Source organism: Streptomyces sp. NPDC043854, assembly GCF_056436005.1.
In genome coordinates this window covers 26179-42283 of the sequence record NZ_JBWKDK010000033.1, presented here as the reverse complement: position 1 = coordinate 42283, position 16105 = coordinate 26179, and the positions used below count along the sequence as shown (strand labels likewise).

Sequence of the window (16105 nt, the reverse complement as noted above, 5' to 3'; positions counted from 1 at the left end):
CGCGTATGACTACTGCTTTCCGCACAGGCCCACCAGCTGCTGCTCTGCCGCAGTCAGACTGGGGCCGGCTGTCTGGCTGTTCTGCTCCGCGGTGCGGCGTTCCTCGTCCTTCTTACACGCGGAAACCTGCACTCCGAGTTCATCGATCTTCTGGCGGGCTCCGTCGAGGCTGGTTTCGCTGATGGTCGCCTCGACCTGCTTGCGCTTGAAGGGCGGCAGGTACTTCAGTTCGATGTCGGAGCGGTCGGTCTCCACCTTGGAGAGCTCCAGCGGGCCGAGCTTCTGGCTGATGCCGCGGAAGAGCGCGACGTGGTCGCCCTTGACGCCGACGTAGTACTGGGTCTGCGTCCAGCGGTGGGCCGCGTAGAGGCCGCCCCCGACGACTCCGGCCACGATCAGCAGGATCAGCGTGCGGGCCGTCCACTTGCGGCCCTTGCTGCGGCGCCTGCGGGGGTGGTCGTAGGTGTCGTCGAAGCGGGCGTCGTCGTCGTACGGCTCGGGGTCGCCGAAGCTGCCGTACGCGCCGCCCTGGCCGTGGCTCTGGTCGGGGTAGCCGTAGCCGGGGGCATCGCCGCTGCCGGGCGGGCCGAAGGCACCGGCGGGCGGCGGGACCTGGCGGCCCAGGCCCGCGGCGCGGCCCGCCGGGGTCTGCATGGCGCCGCCGTCGAAGAGCTGGTGCTGGTTCTCGGCGACCGCGCCGACGACGACCGGGGTGTCGTTCAGCTGGGCGGCGAGGGTGTCCCCGCTGTCGGTGTCGAGGACGTCGGCGACGATGCAGGTGATGTTGTCCGGGCCGCCGCCGCGCAGGGCGAGCTGGATCAGGGACTGCACCGTCTCGTGCGGGCCGTGGTAGTCGGCGAGGGTCTCCTCCAGGGTCTGGTGGGAGACGACGCCCGACAGCCCGTCGGAGCAGATCAGGTAGCGGTCGCCGACGCGGACCTCGCGGATGGACAGGTCGGGCTCGACCGTGTCGCCGCTGCCCAGGGCGCGCATCAGCAGGGAGCGCTGCGGGTGGGTGGTGGCTTCCTCTTCGGTGATGCGGCCCTCGTCGACGAGGCGCTGCACCCACGTGTGGTCCTGGGTGATCTGCGTCAGGACCCCGTCGCGCAGCAGGTAGGCGCGGGAGTCGCCGACGTGCACCAGGCCGAGGCGCTGACCGGTCCACAGCAGGGCGGTCAGGGTGGTGCCCATGCCTTCGAGCTGGGCGTCCTCCTCGACCATGACGCGCAGCTGCTCGTTGGCGCGCTGCACGGCCGTGCCGAGCGAGGTCAGGATGTCGGAGCCCGGGACGTCGTCGTCGAGCTGCACGAGCGAGGAGATCACCTCGGAGCTGGCGACCTCGCCTGCGGCCTGGCCGCCCATGCCGTCGGCGACCGCGAGGAGACGGGGGCCGGCGTAGCCGGAGTCCTCGTTGCCTTCACGGATCATGCCCTTGTGTGATCCGGCGGCGAACCGCAGGGACAGACTCATGCGCACCTGCCCTGTCGACGCTTCCTCGGGGTACAACCGGTCTCGAGCCACACTGCCCACCCTCCGGTCGGGAGCGCGCTCGGGTCCGCGTCCTGCACGGGACGGACTGCCGCGGCTCGCTCGCTCCGCTCGCTCATTCTCGTACTACTTCCGCAGCTCGATGACGGTCTTGCCGATGCGGATCGGGGCGCCCGGCGGAATGGGCGTCGGGGTGGTCAGCCGGGTCCGGTCGAGATACGTGCCGTTCGTGGACCCGAGATCCTCGACGATCCACTGGCCGTCCCGGTCGGGGTAGATCCTGGCATGCCGGCTGGAGGCGTAGTCGTCGTCCAGCACGATCGTGGAGTCGTGGGCGCGGCCCAGGGTGATCGTCTGGCCGGCGAGGGCCACCGTGGTGCCCGTCAGGGTGCCCTCGGAGACGACGAGCTTCGTGGGCGCCCCGCGGCGCTGGCGCTGCTGCGGGGGCGCGGCGGCCTGGCGGCCCGCCTGCTGCGGCGCCCCGCCGCTGCCCCGGCGCGAGCCGCGCTGGGTGACGCGCGTACCGAAGAGGTCGCTGCGGATGACCTGGACGGCCACGATGACGAACAGCCACAGAACGGCCAGGAAACCCAGCCGCATGACCGTCAGGGTCAGCTCTGACATTGCCCCCGCTTCACCCTTCGGCTTGCCGGTAAATGATGGTGGTGCTGCCCACGACGATCCGCGAGCCGTCGCGGAGCGTAGCGCGGGTGGTGTGCTGCCCGTCCACCACGATGCCGTTGGTGGACCCGAGATCCTGGATCGTCGAGGGCGTTCCGGTCCGGATCTCACAGTGCCGGCGGGAGACGCCGGGGTCGTCGATCCGCACGTCGGCCTCGGTGCTCCGGCCGAGTACGAGGGTGGGGCGGGAAATCTGGTGCCGGGTGCCGTTGATCTCGATCCAGTGGCGCTTGGGGGCGCCGCCCGGCGGCACGGGGCCAGGCGCGCCCGCGGCCGGCCTGCGGCCCGGCGCGCCCGGAGGCGGCCCGGCGGGCATCGGCGGCGCGGCGACCGGCGGGTAGCCGTAGCCGCCGCCCTGCTGGTTCTGGGGTGGCTGCGGCTGGGAGGTGCTGCCGGCCAGGGTGCGGCTGCGGACCCGGTAGAGCCCGGTGTCGAGGTCCTCGGCCTTCTCCAGGTGGACCTTGATCGGTCCCATGAAGCTGTAGCGCTGCTGCTTGGCGTAGTCGCGGACGAGGCCCGCGAGCTCGTCGCCGAGCTGGCCGGAATAGGGGCTGAGGCGCTCGTAGTCGCCCGCGCTCAGCTCGACGATGAAGTCGTTGGGGACGACGGTCCGCTCACGGTTCCAGATCGTGGCGTTGTTGTCGCACTCCCGCTGGAGGGCTCCGGCGATCTCGACGGGCTGGACCTCGGACTTGAAGACCTTGGCGAAGGTGCCGTTCACCAGACCTTCGAGTCGCTGCTCGAACCGCTTCAGAACTCCCATGGGGCACCTCCTCCGTCGTTGTCGCCCGTACTGCTTACTGATCGTATCCACGCGTGGCGGATTCGGGTGGTTCCCCCTGGGTCCCGTCCGGACGAGTGTTGGTCCTCACAAGGGATCGTAGGGGGCCGCAAGGAACAGTGTCCCGCACCGGGAGTGCTGTGCGGGAGGGGCGTTCGGGGCGGGATCTCGGCCCCGGGGAAAGCGATGTGATTCCACCCCCGATGACGTGCTACTGTTTCGTTCGTCGCCAGGGGGACGGACCGAAAGGGAAGAACCACTGGGACGCTGCTCGGGCGAGTGGCGGAACGGCAGACGCGCTGGCTTCAGGTGCCAGTGTCCTTCGGGACGTGGGGGTTCAAATCCCCCCTCGCCCACAGATGGAACCCCCGCTTCGGAGAAATCCGAGGCGGGGGTTCTTCGTTGTGCCGACGCCGGATCCGACGCCGGGCCAACTTCCGTGCTGCGCCGACGACTTTCGTCGGGCGGGCCGCGACGAAAGAGGGCATCGCGGCCGCGGCCGGGATGTCTAGGGTCGTCGCGTGGATGCGACGGCGAAGATGCAGGCGGGCTGGAACTGGCTGCGGGGGCCCGAGCCGTGGACCCGGCGGATGCTCGCCGGCGATCTGGCGATTGCGGCGATGGTCACTCTGCTCGGGCTGGGCGTCGAGGAGCTGGAGAACGGCACCACAGTGCGGATGCTGTCCAGCGGCGCGGCCGTCTTCGCGCTGGTGCTGCTGCGGCGCCGGCTCCCGGCCGCGACCCTCGTCGTCAGCGCGGCGGTGGGGCCGTTCCTGCCCGGCACGGTGCTCGTCACGATCCCGCTCGGCTGGTCCGCGGGCCGCCGGATCGTCGGCGTCGGGCGCGCGCTGACCGCCTTCACCCTGGCGTTCCTGGCCTCGGTCGGCTTCGCCGTGGTCGAGCAGTGGGCGCAGATGCGGCCCCTGCTGGTGATTGTGTTCACCACGCTCATGTTCCTCGTCACCACCGTGATGCCCGGCCTGGCCAGCCGGTACTGGTCGCAGCGCCGGACCCTGCTGCGGGCCCTCCAGGAGCGCAACGGGCAGCTGATGCGGGAGCGGGCCATGGTCGCCGGGCAGGCCCGGCTGCGGGAGCGGCAGCGGATCGCCCAGGACATGCACGACAGCCTGGGCCACCAGCTGGCGCTGATCGCCGTTCACACCGGCGCCCTGGAGGTGGATCCGGAGCTCACCGACCGCCAGCGCGAGGCCGTGGGCGTGCTGCGGCAGGCCTCGGTGTCGGCCATGCACGAACTGCGTGAGGTCGTCGGGATCCTGCGCGACGGGGTGGAGGCCGAGGCTCCCGTGGAGGATGCGCAGCCCGCGGCCCGCGGCGTGGCCGGCATCGCGGGGATCGTGGAGGCGGCGCGGGCCGCGGGCACCGACGTACGGCTGGCCGCGCAGGGGCGGCAGAGGCCGCTGGCGGCGGCCTGCGACCACGCGGCGTACCGGATCGTGCAGGAAGCGCTGACGAACGCCTACAAGCACGCCCCGGGGGCCGCCATCGCGGTCGAGCTGCGGTACGAGGACGACTCGCTGGTCGTGGAGATCGCCAACGGCCCGGCCCCGGCCGGAGCGGAGGCCGGCGAGGTGGTCTCGGGCGGACAGGGCCTGACCGGGCTGCGGGAGCGGGCCCGCCTCGTCGGCGGGATGGTCCACGCGGGCGGCACCGAGGACGGCGGGTTCCGGGTGGCGGGCGTGCTGCCGTACGGGGCGGAGCCGGCCGGGGCCGAGGACGTCGCCGACGACTTCGGGCAGCGGGCGCAGGCGCTGGCCGCGGCGGCCGCAGGGCCGCCGATGGACTGGGCGGCCGTGGACCGGGAGCTGGCGGTGCGCGCGCGCAGCCGGACCGGCGGCATCGCGCTGGGCTGCGGCATCGCGTTCGCGGCGCTGGTCGTGTTCGTGATCGTGTTCGGGGCGCTCGCGACGCTGCTGGTGGGCTCGGTGAGCAAATCGATGATCAGCCCGGAGGAGTACGAGCGGATCCAGGTCGGCGAGAGCGAGCAGGCGGTGCGCGACCGGCTGCCCTCGGGGGAGAGCTTCCTGACCGAGGGCCTGGACCGCAAGGGCCCGCAGAAGGCCCCCGGCTCGACGTGCGCGGCCTGGCTGTCCTCGGAGAGCGAGGAGCTCGGCGACGATACGGTTTTCCGGTTCTGCTTCAAGGACGGCAAGCTCGTCGACAAGCAGTCGTACGAGGTCAAGCAGTAGGAGCGCGCGGGTGACAGCCAAGGTGATCCGAGTGGTGATCGCTGACGACGAGCCGCTGATCCGGGCCGGGATCAGGATGATCCTGACCTCGGCGCCGGACATCGAGGTCGTCGCCGAGGCGGCGAACGGCCGGGAGGCCGTGGAGCTGGCCCGCTCGCACGCCCCGGACGTCGTGCTGCTCGACATCCAGATGCCCGTGATGGACGGCCTGACAGCGCTCGGGGAGCTCGGCCGGGCCGTGCCCGAGGTGCGGGCCCTGGTCCTGACGACCTTCGGGGAGAAGGAGAACGTGCTGCGGGCGCTCGGCCAGGGCAGCGCCGGGTTCCTGCTCAAGGACACGGCGCCGGGGGAGCTGATCGGCGCGGTCCGGGCGGCCGCGGCCGGGGACGCGTACCTCTCGCCGGGGGCGACCCGGCACGTCGTCGACCAGCTGGCCTCGGGCCGGGCGGCGGCGCGCAGCGAGGAGGCCAGGCGGCGGATCGCCGAGCTGAGCGAGCGCGAGCGCGGGGTGCTGGCCCTGCTGGGCGAGGGGCTGTCCAACGCGGACGCGGGCCGCCGGCTGCACATGAGCGAGGCGACGGTGAAGACGTACGTGAGCCGGATCCTGGCGAAGCTGGGCTGCGAGAACCGCGTGCAGGCGGCCCTGCTGGCCAGGGACGCAGGGCTGTAGATACGGTCGGGCCGGAAACACGGAACGCGCCGGCAGGCCCGGCGGTCAGGGGCGGGGGCGGCAGCATGGCGATGACGGCACGGCACGCGGCGGACGCGGCGGGCACGGAGGACTGCGAAGGGCGGCTGCCGGCCGTACCGGGCTTCGCGCCGCGGACGGAGGACGGCTCGCCCAAGGAGGCCGGCAGGGCGCTGCGGGGCAGGGTACCGCGCTCGGCGCACGCCCGCTTCGAGCTGCCGGCCGGGCGGCCGGACGCCGTTCGCGCGGTCGAGGAGTCCAACGCCGGGCGGGTGCCCGAGCTGACGCCGATACGGGTGGGCCGGATGGCCGCGAACCCCTTCGCATTCCTGCGCGGGGCGGCCGGACTGATGGCCCATGACCTGTCCACCGGCCCCGTGACCGGCATCGGGGCGCAGATCTGCGGCGACGCGCACGCCGGCAACTTCGGCCTGTACGGCGACGCCCGCGGCCGACTCGTCATGGACCTGAACGACTTCGACGAGACCGTCTTCGGGCCCTGGGAGTGGGACCTGAAGCGGCTGGCAACCTCGCTGATCCTCGCCGGCCGGGTGGCCGGCACGGACGAGGACACCTGCCGGGCCGCCGCCCTCGACGCGGTCGGCACCTACCGCCGCACCATGCGGCTGCTGGCCAAGCTGCCGGCGATGGATGCCTGGAACGCCATCGCGGACGAGAAGCTCGTCACGCACGCCGACGCCCGCGACATGCTCGGCATCCTCCAGCGGGTCGTGGACAAGGCCCGCAGCAACACCTCGGCGCGGTTCGCCGCCAAGTCGACCGAGCCCTGCCCCGACAACGGGCGGCGCTTCGTGGACGCCCTGCCGGTGCTGCGCCGGGTCGGCGACGCGGAGGCGGCGGCCGTGGCGGCCTCGCTGGGCCCGTACCTCCAGACGCTCCAGGGGGACCGGCTGCCGCTGCTGGCCCGGTACGCCATCCACGACGTCGCGTTCCGCGTCGTCGGCACGGGCAGCGTCGGCACCCGCTCGTACGTGGTGCTGCTGCTGGACCACCGGGGCGAGCCGCTGGTGCTCCAGGTCAAGGAGGCGCGGCCGTCGGTGCTGCTGCCCCACCTGCCCGCGGTGGGCTTCGGGGCCCGGGCCGAGGAGCACGAGGGCCGCCGGGTGGTGGCCGGGCAGAAGCGCATGCAGGTGGTCTCGGACATCCTGCTGGGCTGGACCACGGTCGAGGGGCGCCCGTACCAGGTCCGCCAGTTCCGCAACCGCAAGGGCAGCGTGGATCCGGCGGCGCTCTCCGCGGACCAGCTCGACGACTACGGCCGGATGACCGGGGCACTGCTGGCCCGGGCGCACGCGCACAGCGCCGACCCGCGGCTGCTGGCCGGGTACTGCGGGAAGAACGAGGAACTGGACGAGTCGTTCGCCGCGTTCGCGGTGGCCTACGCCGACCGCACGGAGGCCGACCACGCGGACCTGGTGGCGGCGGTCAAGGCCGGGCGGATCGCCGCAGAGCCCGGGGTCTGAGCAGGTGCACCGGGCCGGCCCGCGGTGCGGCTGCCGGCCCGGTAGCGGTCGGGGTCACGGTCCAGGGTCGATGTTTCACGTGAAACCCCGGCCCGGCCGGACCGGGCTTAGGGTGGCCGGGTGAGCGAGCAGCAGAGTGAAGAGACCGCCTCCGCGACCTCCGGCGCCTGTGGGCCGGCCTCCGGCGACGAGCGGCCCGAGGCCCGCCTGGAGCGGGCCGTACGGGTCGCCGAGCAGGCGCTGATCGAGTTCGAGATCGCGGTGGAGACCTTCCGGGTGGAGGTCGAGAATTTCTCCCGGCTGCACCACCGGAAGCTGGGCCCGATGTACGCGCGCCTCGACGAGCTGGACGCCCTCATCGCCGAGGCGAAGGCGGAGCGCAGCGGTGACGCCGAGGACCTGCGGCTCGCCCGCGAGGCCCGCTCGCTGGTGATGCCCATGCCGGGGGTGGACGAGCTGTTCCACGACTGGATGGGCTCCGACGGAATCTCCGACGACGCGGGCGCGATGCTCACCGACCGGCCGGTGCAGCCCCCGCAGCGGGTGCGGCCGACGGAGGAGGCCAAGCGCCTCTACCGCGAGCTGGTCCGCCGGTCCCATCCGGACCTCGCCCAGGACGAGGCCGAGCGGCAGCGGCGCGACGCCTTCATCGCCCGGGTCAACGCCGCGTACGGGCGGGGCGAGGAGCAGCTCCTGCGGGAGCTGGCCGAGGAGTGGGCGGCCGGCCCGGCGACGGAGGCGGAGCAGCGGCTGAGTGAGAGCGAGGAGCTGTACGCCCGGCTGGAGTGGCTGGCCCAGCGCAAGGAGCTGCTCACGGTGGTCGCCCGCGAGCTGGAGGACAGCGCGATCGGGGCGATGCTGCGGATGTCCCCGGAGGACCCGGACGGGCTGTTGGACGAGATCGCCGAGCAGCTGCTGGCCCAGGTGTCCGACAAGGAGGCCCAGCTCGCCGCCCTGGTCGCGGGGTGAGCGGGGCAGGCTCGGCTAAGTTGGAGCTCCGACCTGTGACGAGAGAAGGCGACGTATGAACTTCGGACCGCTTCCCTCGGTGGACGCCGCCGCAGTGCCCTCCGAAGGCTTTGTGCTGGACGTCCGCGAGGACGACGAGTGGGCCGCCGGGCACGTGGAAGGCGCCCTGCACATCCCGATGAGCGACTTCGCGGCCCGCTTCGGCGAGCTGACGGAAGCCGTCGAGGACGGCCGCCGGGTGCACGTGATGTGCCGGGTCGGCGGGCGCTCCGCACAGGTCACGCAGTACCTGGTGCGCCAGGGCATCGACGCCGTGAACGTCGACGGCGGGATGCAGGCCTGGCAGGGGGCCGGGCGTCCGATGGTGGCCGACAGCGGCAGCCCGACCTTCGTGCTGTAGGAGCACGCGCTGCGTCTGCCCGCAGGGCCGCGTCAGGCGCCGGCGAGGCGCCTCAGGCGAGTGCGTGGGCGGCCAGCAGGTCGCCCAGGGCCTCCTCGTGCGCAGCGGCCGGGCCGAGCTGGAGCTCCAGCTGCTTGGCCCAGGCGTGGTAGCGGTGGAGCGGGTAGTCGGTGTCGGCGCCGAAGCCGCCGTGCAGGTGCTGCGCCGTCTGCACGACCCGGCGCAGGCCCTCCGCGGCCCAGATTTTGGCGACGGCGATGTCCCCGGCGGGCGGCAGCGGGCCGCCGGCCCCGCCGGTCGCCGCGTCGATCCGCCAGGCCGCCTGCCACAGGGTGGCCTCCATGGCGCGCAGGTCGATGTAGCGGTCCGCGGCCTGGACGGCGACCGCCTGGAAGGTGGCCACCGGGAAGCCGAACTGCTCGCGCTTGCCCGTGTACTCGCCGGTCATGGCGAGCACGGCCGTGCCGAGGCCGAGCGCGAGGGCGCAGGTCCCGACGGTGAGGAGCCGGCGCAGCCGCTCCCAGACCTCCGGGGGGGAGATCAGGTGGGCCGCGGGCACCCGGACACCGTCCAGGGAGAGTTCGGCGAGCAGCTCCCCGCTGGTGGAGAACTGGTCGGCCAGGGTGAGGCCCTCGGCGCCGCGCGGGACGAGCGCGAGGACGGCCTCCCCCGCGCCGGTGTGGGCCGGTACCGCGATCCAGTCGGCGCCGTGCGCCCAGGGCACGGCGGTCTGCACCCCGTCGAGCATCCAGCAGGTGCCCTCGCGGCGTGCGCCGACGGCGAGTTCGGCGGGATCGTGGCCGCTGCGCCCGTGGGCGGCGGCGGTGAGGACGAGTGCCCCGCTCCCGGCGCCGGGCAGCAGGGCGCGGCAGAGTTCTGGGCTGCCGTGGGCCTGGACGGCGGCGGCGGTGGCGCAGTGCTCCAGCAGCGGAACCCGGGCCAGCCGCTTGGCCGCCTCGCGCAGCACCAGGCAGAGGGCGACCGCGTCGAGGCCGGCGCCCCCGTACTCCTCGGCCAGGACCAGGCTCAGCAGGTCGGATGCGGCGAGCCGGGCCCACAGCGGCCGGTCGAAGTCGTCGGCGACGGCGCCCGGGGTCAGGGCGGGGCTGGGCACGCCGTCCGGGGCGACCCCGGCGAAGACGGCCTTTGCCGCCTCGGCGGCGGCCTGCTGCTCCTCGGTGAAGGTGAAGTCCACTGCCTGTCCTCCCGCGCGCACACCGGCAATCCGTCCACTCGATCTGACGGAGCGTCAAGATAGAGGAGGTTCCGGGAATTGGACAGGCCTGCGGCGGCGGCCCCGCACGGGACCGCCGCCGGCCCGGCTCAGCGGTCGAAGTCGATCTCCACTTCCTCGGTCACCGCGTGGGACTGGCAGGCCAGCACGAACCCGGCGTCCGTCTCCTCCGCCTCCAGCGCGAAGTTCCGGTCCATCCGGACCTCGCCCTTCACCACGAACGCGCGGCAGGTGCCGCACACCCCGCCCTTGCAGGCGTACGGGGCGTCCGCGCGGTTGCGCAGCACCGTGTCCAGCAGGGATTCCCCGCCCTCGATCGGCCAGGTGCCCGAGCGGCCGTCGAGGCGGGCGGTGACCCGGCCGTGCGCCGGGGTCTGCGCCGCGGCGGGGGCCGGTGCGGCGGCGTCCTCGACGTGGAAGACCTCCTCGTGGACCCGGCCGCGCCCGACGCCGAGCGCGCCCAGGGCCCGCTCCGCGGAGACGACCAGACCGTAGGGCCCGCACAGGTACCAGCCGGTCACGTCGGCGACGGGCAGCAGCGCCGGCAGCAGGCCCTTCAGGCGCTCCTCGTCCAGCCGCCCGGACGGCAGCCCGGCCTCCTGCTCCTCCCGGGACAGCACCGTGACGAGCTGGAACCGGTCCGGGTAGCGGTCCTTGAGGTCGGCGACTTCCTCCAGGAACATCGTCGAGGCCTGCGTGCGGTCGGTGCGCACCAGGCAGAACCGGGCGTCGGGCCGGGCCGCCAGCAGCGTCGCGGCGATCGACAGCACCGGGGTGATGCCGCTGCCGCCGACGATCGCCGCGTAGTGCCCGCCCGCGGGCGAGGCGGCGGGGTCGAGGACGAAGCGGCCCGCCGGGACCATCACGTCCAGCGCGTCTCCGGCGGCGACCTCCTTGTGGGCGAAGGTGGAGAACTCGCCGCCCTCCACGAGCCGTACGCCGACCTGGAGCCGCTCCGGGCCGGGACCGGCGGGGTCCGGGGCCGGGGAGCAGATCGAGTAGGTGCGGCGGACCTCCGCGCCCTCGGGGGTCGTGCGGCGCAGGGTGAGGTGCTGGCCGGCGGCGTGCCGGTAGTCGGCGCGCAGCTCTGCCGGGACCGCGAGGGTCAGCGCCACGGAGTCGTCGGTGAGCCGGTCGACCGCCGACACCGTCAGCCGGTGGAAGGCGCCGTGGCGCGGGGGACGCGCGGAGCCCGGCGCCGGCGCGGGCGACGGCGTGGACGCGGCCATCTACAGCTCCTTGAAGTGGTCGAACGGTTCACGGCACGCGGTGCAGCGGCGCAGCGCCTTGCACGCGGTGGACGAGAACCTGCTGAGCAGCTCGGTCTCGGTGGACCCGCAGTGCGGGCAGCGGACCGACAGGGCGACGGGGACCGGCCCGCCCGCCGCGTGCGGGCGGGGCGGGGCGATGCCGAACTCGGCGAGCTTGCGCCGGCCTTCGGCGCTGATGTCGTCGGTCGACCAGGCGGGCGACAGGACGGTGCGCACCCGGACGTCGGGTATGCCGTGGCCGGTCAGGGCCCGCTCGATGTCGGCGGACATGGCCTCGATGGCGGGGCATCCGGTGTACGTGGGGGTGAGGGTGACCTCGGCGTGGCCGTCCTCGTGCATCCGCACCCCGCGTACGACACCCAGCTCGGCCAGGGTGAGTACGGGCAGCTCGGGGTCGGGGACGGCGCCGGCCAGCTCGGTCAGCTCCGCCTCCAGGCGGCTCAGGGTCTCGGGGGCGGCCTGCGCGCGGGTCACCATGTCGCCCCCGGGTGGCTGCGGTGCAGATGCTGCATCTCGGCCAGCATCCGGCCGAACGGCTCGGTGTGCAGGCCCTGGCGGCCGGCCCCGGCGGCCCAGGCGCCGGTGCGGGGGCCCTCGGGGAGGGAGAGCCCGGCCCGCTCCAGGACGCCGGCCAGCGCGGCCAGCCAGCGGTCCTCCAGCGCGGTCCAGTCGACCCCGTCGAGGCCCTCCACCGGCTGGAACAGCTCGCCGGTGTACTTCCACAGCGCGTCCAGGCCGGCCCGCATGCGCCGACGGCTCTCCTCGGTGCCGTCGCCGAGCCGCAGCGTCCACTGCTCGGCGTGGTCGCGGTGGTACGCGGTCTCCTTGACGGCCTTCGCGGCCAGGGCGGCGAACGGCCCGTCGCCGGCGGCGAGCTGCGTGTGCAGCTCGTGCTGGTACAGGGAGAAGTACAGCTGGCGGGCGATGGTGTGGGCGAAGTCGCCGCCCGGCTGCTCCACCAGCTGGACGTTGCGGAAGGAACGCTCCTCGCGCAGGAACGCCAGCTCGTCCTCGTCGCCGGCCATCGACAGCAGGACACGGGCCTGGCCGAGCAGGTCGAGCGCGATGTTGGCGAGGGCGACCTCCTCCTCCAGCACGGGGGCGTGGCCCGCCCACTCGCCCAGGCGGTGGGAGAGGACCAGCGCGTCGTCCCCGAGCGCGAGGGCGGCCGCGGCCGACACGGAGACGTCGGTGCCGGTCACAGGTGGCTCACCCCTTCGGGGATGTCGTAGAAGGTCGGGTGCCGGTACGGCTTGTCGGCCGCCGGCGCGAAGAACGGGTCCCGCTCGTCCGGTGAGGACGCGGTGATCTCGGCGGAGGGCACCACCCAGATGGAGACGCCCTCGCTGCGCCGCGTGTAGAGGTCGCGGGCGTTGCGCAGGGCCATCTCCGCGTCGGGCGCGTGCAGGCTGCCCGCGTGCGTGTGCGAGAGGCCGCGCCGCGAGCGCACGAACACCTCCCACAGCGGCCAGTTCTGCGTCATACCCCTGCCTCCTCGTTCGTTGCCGCGGCGGCCGGTGCCGCCGTGTGCTTGGCGGCGTACGCCGCGGCCGCCTCCCGGACCCACGCGCCTTCCTCGTGGGCCCGGCGGCGCTGCTCGAGCCGCTGTTCGTTGCACGGGCCGTTGCCCTTGAGCACGTCCCAGAACTCGGCCCAGTCGATCGCGCCGAAGTCGTAGTGCCCGCGCTCCTCGTTCCACTTCAGGTCCGGGTCGGGCAGGGTCAGGCCGAGCGTCTCGGCCTGGGGAACGGCGATGTCCACGAAGCGCTGGCGCAGCTCGTCGTTGGAGTGCCGCTTGATCCGCCACGCCATCGACTGCGCCGAGTGCGCCGACTCGGCGTCCGGCGGGCCGAACATCATCAGCGAGGGCCACCACCAGCGGTTCACCGCGTCCTGGGCCATCGCGTGCTGCTCCGGGGTGCCCTGGGAGAGGGCGAGGAGGAGCTCGAAGCCCTGGCGCTGGTGGAAGGACTCCTCCTTGCAGATCCGGACCATGGCGCGGGCGTAGGGCCCGTAGGAGCAGCGGCACAGCGGCACCTGGTTGGTGATCGCCGCGCCGTCCACGAGCCAGCCGATCGCGCCGACGTCGGCCCAGGTCAGCGTGGGGTAGTTGAAGATCGACGAATACTTCTGCTTCCCCGCGTGGAGCTTGTCGAGCAGTTCGTCGCGGCTGGTGCCGAGGGTCTCGGCGGCGCTGTACAGGTACAGCCCGTGGCCCGCCTCGTCCTGCACCTTGGCCATCAGGATCGCCTTGCGGCGCAGCGAGGGCGCGCGGGTGATCCAGTTGGCCTCGGGCTGCATGCCGATGATCTCGGAGTGGGCGTGCTGGGCCATCTGGCGTACGAGCGTCGAGCGGTATTCGTCGGGCATCCAGTCACGCGGCTCGACGCGCTCCTCGGCCGCCACCGCGGCGTCGAAGGCCGCCGCGAGCTGTGCCGCGAGGCCGGCTTCCAGCCCCGCGTCCTGCCCCGATTCCGGGGTCACTGCCACCATCCCGGCCCCCTGCCAGAGTCTGTTGACCGCCCGACCGACCGATCGTTCGGTTCGTTCTCTTCAATGGTGAGACGGCGGCCCGTAGGGTGTCAACCTCTGTGGTCAACCTGTGGACGCCGAACGATCGGGACGCGATGGAATCGAACGAGCGCGAGACCGCGGAAGCGGACGATCCGCCCGCCCGCCCGCCGGCCGTCCCGACGGCCCCCCCGCCGGGGATCGCGGGGCTGTCCGCCCCGTACCGGGCCGCCGCGGCCCTGGCCCTGGCCGTGACCGGCCTCGCCGCCTGCGCCCACCTGGCCCTCGCCTTCCTGCACGTCGCCCCGCCCAACACGCTGAGCAAGCGGCACGCGGCGGCGGTAGACGGCTGGATCTACCCCGAGTTCGAGCAGAACTGGAAGCTCTTCGCCCCCAACCCGCTCCAGCAGAACATCGCCGTCGAGGTCCGCGCGGAGTACCGCACCCCCGGCGGGGAGGTGGTCACCGGGCCGTGGCACGACCTGTCCGCCGACGACGGCGCGGCCATCGAGCACAGCCTGCTGCCCAGCCACACCCGGCAGAACGAGCTGCGCCGGGCCTGGGACTTCTTCACCGGCTCCCACGACGAGGACGACACCCCGAACGGAGAGCGCGGCGAACTGTCGGAGCAGTACCTGCGGCGCATCGCGCTGAACCGGCTCGGCGAGGGCGGCACCGCCGGCCGTGACGGGGAGGTCGTACGCATCCAGCTGCGCTCGGCGACGCGCGCGGTGCCCGCGCCGGCGTGGAGCGACGAGCAGACCGACACCCAGACGTACTACCGGGAGCTGCCGTGGTGGACGGTCTGAGACGGGCGCGGGCCGGAGCGGCGCGGGCGCTCGCGAGGGCCACCGGGGAGGCGCTCGGCCCCTACCAGAGCGCCGTCGTCCGGATCGGCTTCGCCGGGACCTGGCTGTTCTTCCTGCTGCGGGAGTACCCGAACCGGCACGAGCTGTACGGGCCCGACGGCCCCTGGAGCTGGGAGCTGGCCCGGCGGCTGGTCGAGTCGAACCACGCCTTCACGGTGCTGCTGTGGTCGGACTCGGTGCTGTGGTTCGAGACCGTCTACCTGGTGTCCGTGCTGGCGAGCGCGCTGCTGCTGCTGGGCTGGCGGACCCGGGCGACATCCGTGGTCTTCATGGCCGGGGTGCTGTCCCTGCAGAACCGCAGCGTGTTCATGGGCGACGGCGGCGACAACGTCATCCACCTGATGGCGATCTACCTGGTGCTCACGCGGTGCGCGCAGGTGTGGTCGCTGGACGCGCGGCGGGCGCGGCTGCGGGGGTCCGCCGCGGCGGGGGCGGCCGGGCCGGTGCTGTGGGGCGTGCTGGGCGCGGTGTTCGCGTACGGGGCCCTGACCGGGCGGTTCGGGCTCGGCTGGACGGCCGCGTTCGCGGCGCTGTGGGTGGCCGCCGCGGTGTGGTGGACGGCCGAGCGGAACGAGGGGGCCGGGCGGGGCGAGGGGGCGGTCGGCCGGAGCGGGGGGCGGGCCTTCCTGGATGTGCTGGCCAACGTGGTGCACAACGCCGGGATGCTGGTGATCATGGCGGAGGTCTGCCTGATCTACGCGACCGCGGGCTGGTACAAGGTCCAGGGGTCGCGGTGGCAGGACGGCACCGCGCTGTACTACCCGCTGGGGCTGGACTACTTCAGCCCGTGGCCCGGGCTGTCGGCGCTGCTGGCGAGCAGCGGGACGGTGGTGATGCTGCTGACGTACGGGACGGTCGTGCTTCAGGTGGCGTTCCCGTTCACGGTGTTCCACCGGCGGATCAAGAACGTGCTGCTCGGTGTGATGATGCTGGAGCATGCGGGGATTGCGGTGTTGCTGGGGCTGCCGTTCTTCTCGTTGGCGATGATTGCCGCCGATGCGGTGTTTCTGCCGACCGGGTTTCTGGTGGGGGTCGGGGCCGTGGTCGCGCGGCTGTGGGGGCCTCGGGGGGCCGGGGCGGCTTCGGGTGGGCCGTCGCCGGCATCCCCTGCCCGGGCTGGGGACGCCGACCCGGATCCCGATCCGGATCCCGACCCGGATCCCGATCCCGATCCCGATCCCGATCCGGATCCCGACCCGGACGTGGCTGCGGCTGCGGGGCCGCGGTAGTCGCCGCTGCGCGGGCAGCTCCCCGCCCCGCCCTTCGCCCGTTCCCCGGGCTCTGCCCGGACCCGCGCCTCAAACGCCGGCGGGGCTGAAGTGGGGCGGCGGGGCTGGACTGGGTCGGTCGGCGGGGCTGGACCGGGCCGGCACGGCTGGATTGGGACGGCAGTGCTGGGTTGGACCGGCAGGGGTGGGTTGGGCCGGCAGGGCTGGCCGGTGGGTTGGGGTCGGCAGGGCTGGCAGGGGTGGGTTGGGGTGGCAGGGCTGGACCGGGTCGGCTGGGGCGGCAGCGCTGGGTT

16 protein-coding genes and 1 tRNA gene are annotated in these 16105 nt (G+C 73.5%); 8 read left to right on the top strand and 9 right to left on the bottom strand.

Going from position 1 to position 16105, the window contains the following annotated elements:
* Positions 1 to 9 precede the first annotated feature (9 nt).
* The 3 genes from AC068A_RS26175 to AC068A_RS26165 form a co-directional block, all read right to left on the bottom strand.
* Positions 10 to 1470 carry a PP2C family protein-serine/threonine phosphatase gene (locus AC068A_RS26175; RefSeq protein ID WP_478588687.1) on the bottom strand — a complete coding sequence of 487 codons (1461 nt, stop codon included), beginning with the start codon at positions 1468 to 1470 and terminating at the stop codon, positions 10 to 12.
* 144 nt (positions 1471 to 1614) lie between these two features.
* On the bottom strand, positions 1615 to 2112 hold the full coding sequence (locus tag AC068A_RS26170) for an FHA domain-containing protein FhaB/FipA (RefSeq protein ID WP_360621304.1): 498 nt from the start codon (positions 2110 to 2112) through the stop codon (positions 1615 to 1617).
* Between the two features lie 10 nt (positions 2113 to 2122).
* The gene (locus AC068A_RS26165; RefSeq protein ID WP_478588686.1) at positions 2123 to 2932 is read right to left on the bottom strand and encodes an FhaA domain-containing protein; all 810 of its coding nucleotides are present in this window, start codon (positions 2930 to 2932) and stop codon (positions 2123 to 2125) included.
* Between the two features lie 291 nt (positions 2933 to 3223).
* On the opposite strand from AC068A_RS26165, the gene AC068A_RS26160 reads away from it, so the two are divergent.
* The 6 genes from AC068A_RS26160 (at position 3224) to AC068A_RS26135 (ending at position 8698) form a co-directional block, all read left to right on the top strand.
* Positions 3224 to 3306: transfer RNA gene (locus tag AC068A_RS26160), tRNA-Leu, on the top strand.
* Between the two features lie 183 nt (positions 3307 to 3489).
* Positions 3490 to 5157, top strand: coding sequence for a sensor histidine kinase (locus tag AC068A_RS26155; protein WP_478588715.1), 1668 nt, complete (start codon positions 3490 to 3492; stop codon positions 5155 to 5157).
* A gap of 10 nt (positions 5158 to 5167) precedes the next feature.
* Entirely contained in the window at positions 5168 to 5827 is a 660-nt protein-coding gene (locus tag AC068A_RS26150; RefSeq protein WP_478588685.1) for a response regulator, read from the top strand.
* A 65-nt stretch (positions 5828 to 5892) separates the two neighbouring features.
* Positions 5893 to 7329, top strand: coding sequence for a DUF2252 domain-containing protein (locus tag AC068A_RS26145; RefSeq protein ID WP_478588684.1), 1437 nt, complete (start codon positions 5893 to 5895; stop codon positions 7327 to 7329).
* 120 nt (positions 7330 to 7449) lie between these two features.
* A complete protein-coding gene (locus AC068A_RS26140; protein ID WP_478588683.1) occupies positions 7450 to 8298 on the top strand; it encodes a J domain-containing protein in 849 nt (282 codons plus the stop codon).
* Positions 8299 to 8353: 55 nt separating this feature from the next.
* Entirely contained in the window at positions 8354 to 8698 is a 345-nt protein-coding gene (locus AC068A_RS26135; protein WP_478588682.1) for a rhodanese-like domain-containing protein, read from the top strand.
* 52 nt (positions 8699 to 8750) lie between these two features.
* Here AC068A_RS26135 and AC068A_RS26130 read toward each other — a convergent pair whose 3' ends face one another.
* The 6 genes from AC068A_RS26130 to paaA all read right to left on the bottom strand — a co-directional run bounded on the left by AC068A_RS26130 (position 8751) and on the right by paaA (position 13696).
* Positions 8751 to 9893 (bottom strand): acyl-CoA dehydrogenase family protein, encoded by a 1143-nt coding sequence (locus tag AC068A_RS26130; RefSeq protein ID WP_478588681.1) that lies wholly within the window; start codon positions 9891 to 9893, stop codon positions 8751 to 8753.
* Between the two features lie 128 nt (positions 9894 to 10021).
* Complete coding sequence (locus AC068A_RS26125) at positions 10022 to 11161, bottom strand: 2Fe-2S iron-sulfur cluster-binding protein (protein ID WP_478588680.1); 1140 nt, start codon at positions 11159 to 11161, stop codon at positions 10022 to 10024.
* Complete coding sequence (gene paaD / locus AC068A_RS26120; protein ID WP_478588679.1) at positions 11162 to 11680, bottom strand: 1,2-phenylacetyl-CoA epoxidase subunit PaaD; 519 nt, start codon at positions 11678 to 11680, stop codon at positions 11162 to 11164. It abuts the gene before it with no gap.
* Entirely contained in the window at positions 11674 to 12405 is a 732-nt protein-coding gene (gene paaC / locus AC068A_RS26115; protein ID WP_478588678.1) for a 1,2-phenylacetyl-CoA epoxidase subunit PaaC, read from the bottom strand. Before paaC ends, paaD begins: the two co-directional genes overlap by 7 nt.
* On the bottom strand, positions 12402 to 12686 hold the full coding sequence (gene paaB, locus AC068A_RS26110; protein ID WP_179171857.1) for a 1,2-phenylacetyl-CoA epoxidase subunit PaaB: 285 nt from the start codon (positions 12684 to 12686) through the stop codon (positions 12402 to 12404). The genes paaC and paaB overlap by 4 nt, the downstream gene beginning before the upstream one ends.
* On the bottom strand, positions 12683 to 13696 hold the full coding sequence (paaA, locus tag AC068A_RS26105) for a 1,2-phenylacetyl-CoA epoxidase subunit PaaA (protein WP_478588677.1): 1014 nt from the start codon (positions 13694 to 13696) through the stop codon (positions 12683 to 12685). Before paaA ends, paaB begins: the two co-directional genes overlap by 4 nt.
* Positions 13697 to 13830: 134 nt before the next feature.
* Between paaA and AC068A_RS26100 the strand changes: the two genes are divergently transcribed.
* Both AC068A_RS26100 and AC068A_RS26095 read left to right on the top strand, forming a co-directional pair.
* Positions 13831 to 14523, top strand: coding sequence for a DUF5819 family protein (locus tag AC068A_RS26100; RefSeq protein WP_478588676.1), 693 nt, complete (start codon positions 13831 to 13833; stop codon positions 14521 to 14523).
* On the top strand, positions 14520 to 15812 hold the full coding sequence (locus AC068A_RS26095; RefSeq protein WP_478588714.1) for an HTTM domain-containing protein: 1293 nt from the start codon (positions 14520 to 14522) through the stop codon (positions 15810 to 15812). Before AC068A_RS26100 ends, AC068A_RS26095 begins: the two co-directional genes overlap by 4 nt.
* Positions 15813 to 16105 lie beyond the last annotated feature (293 nt).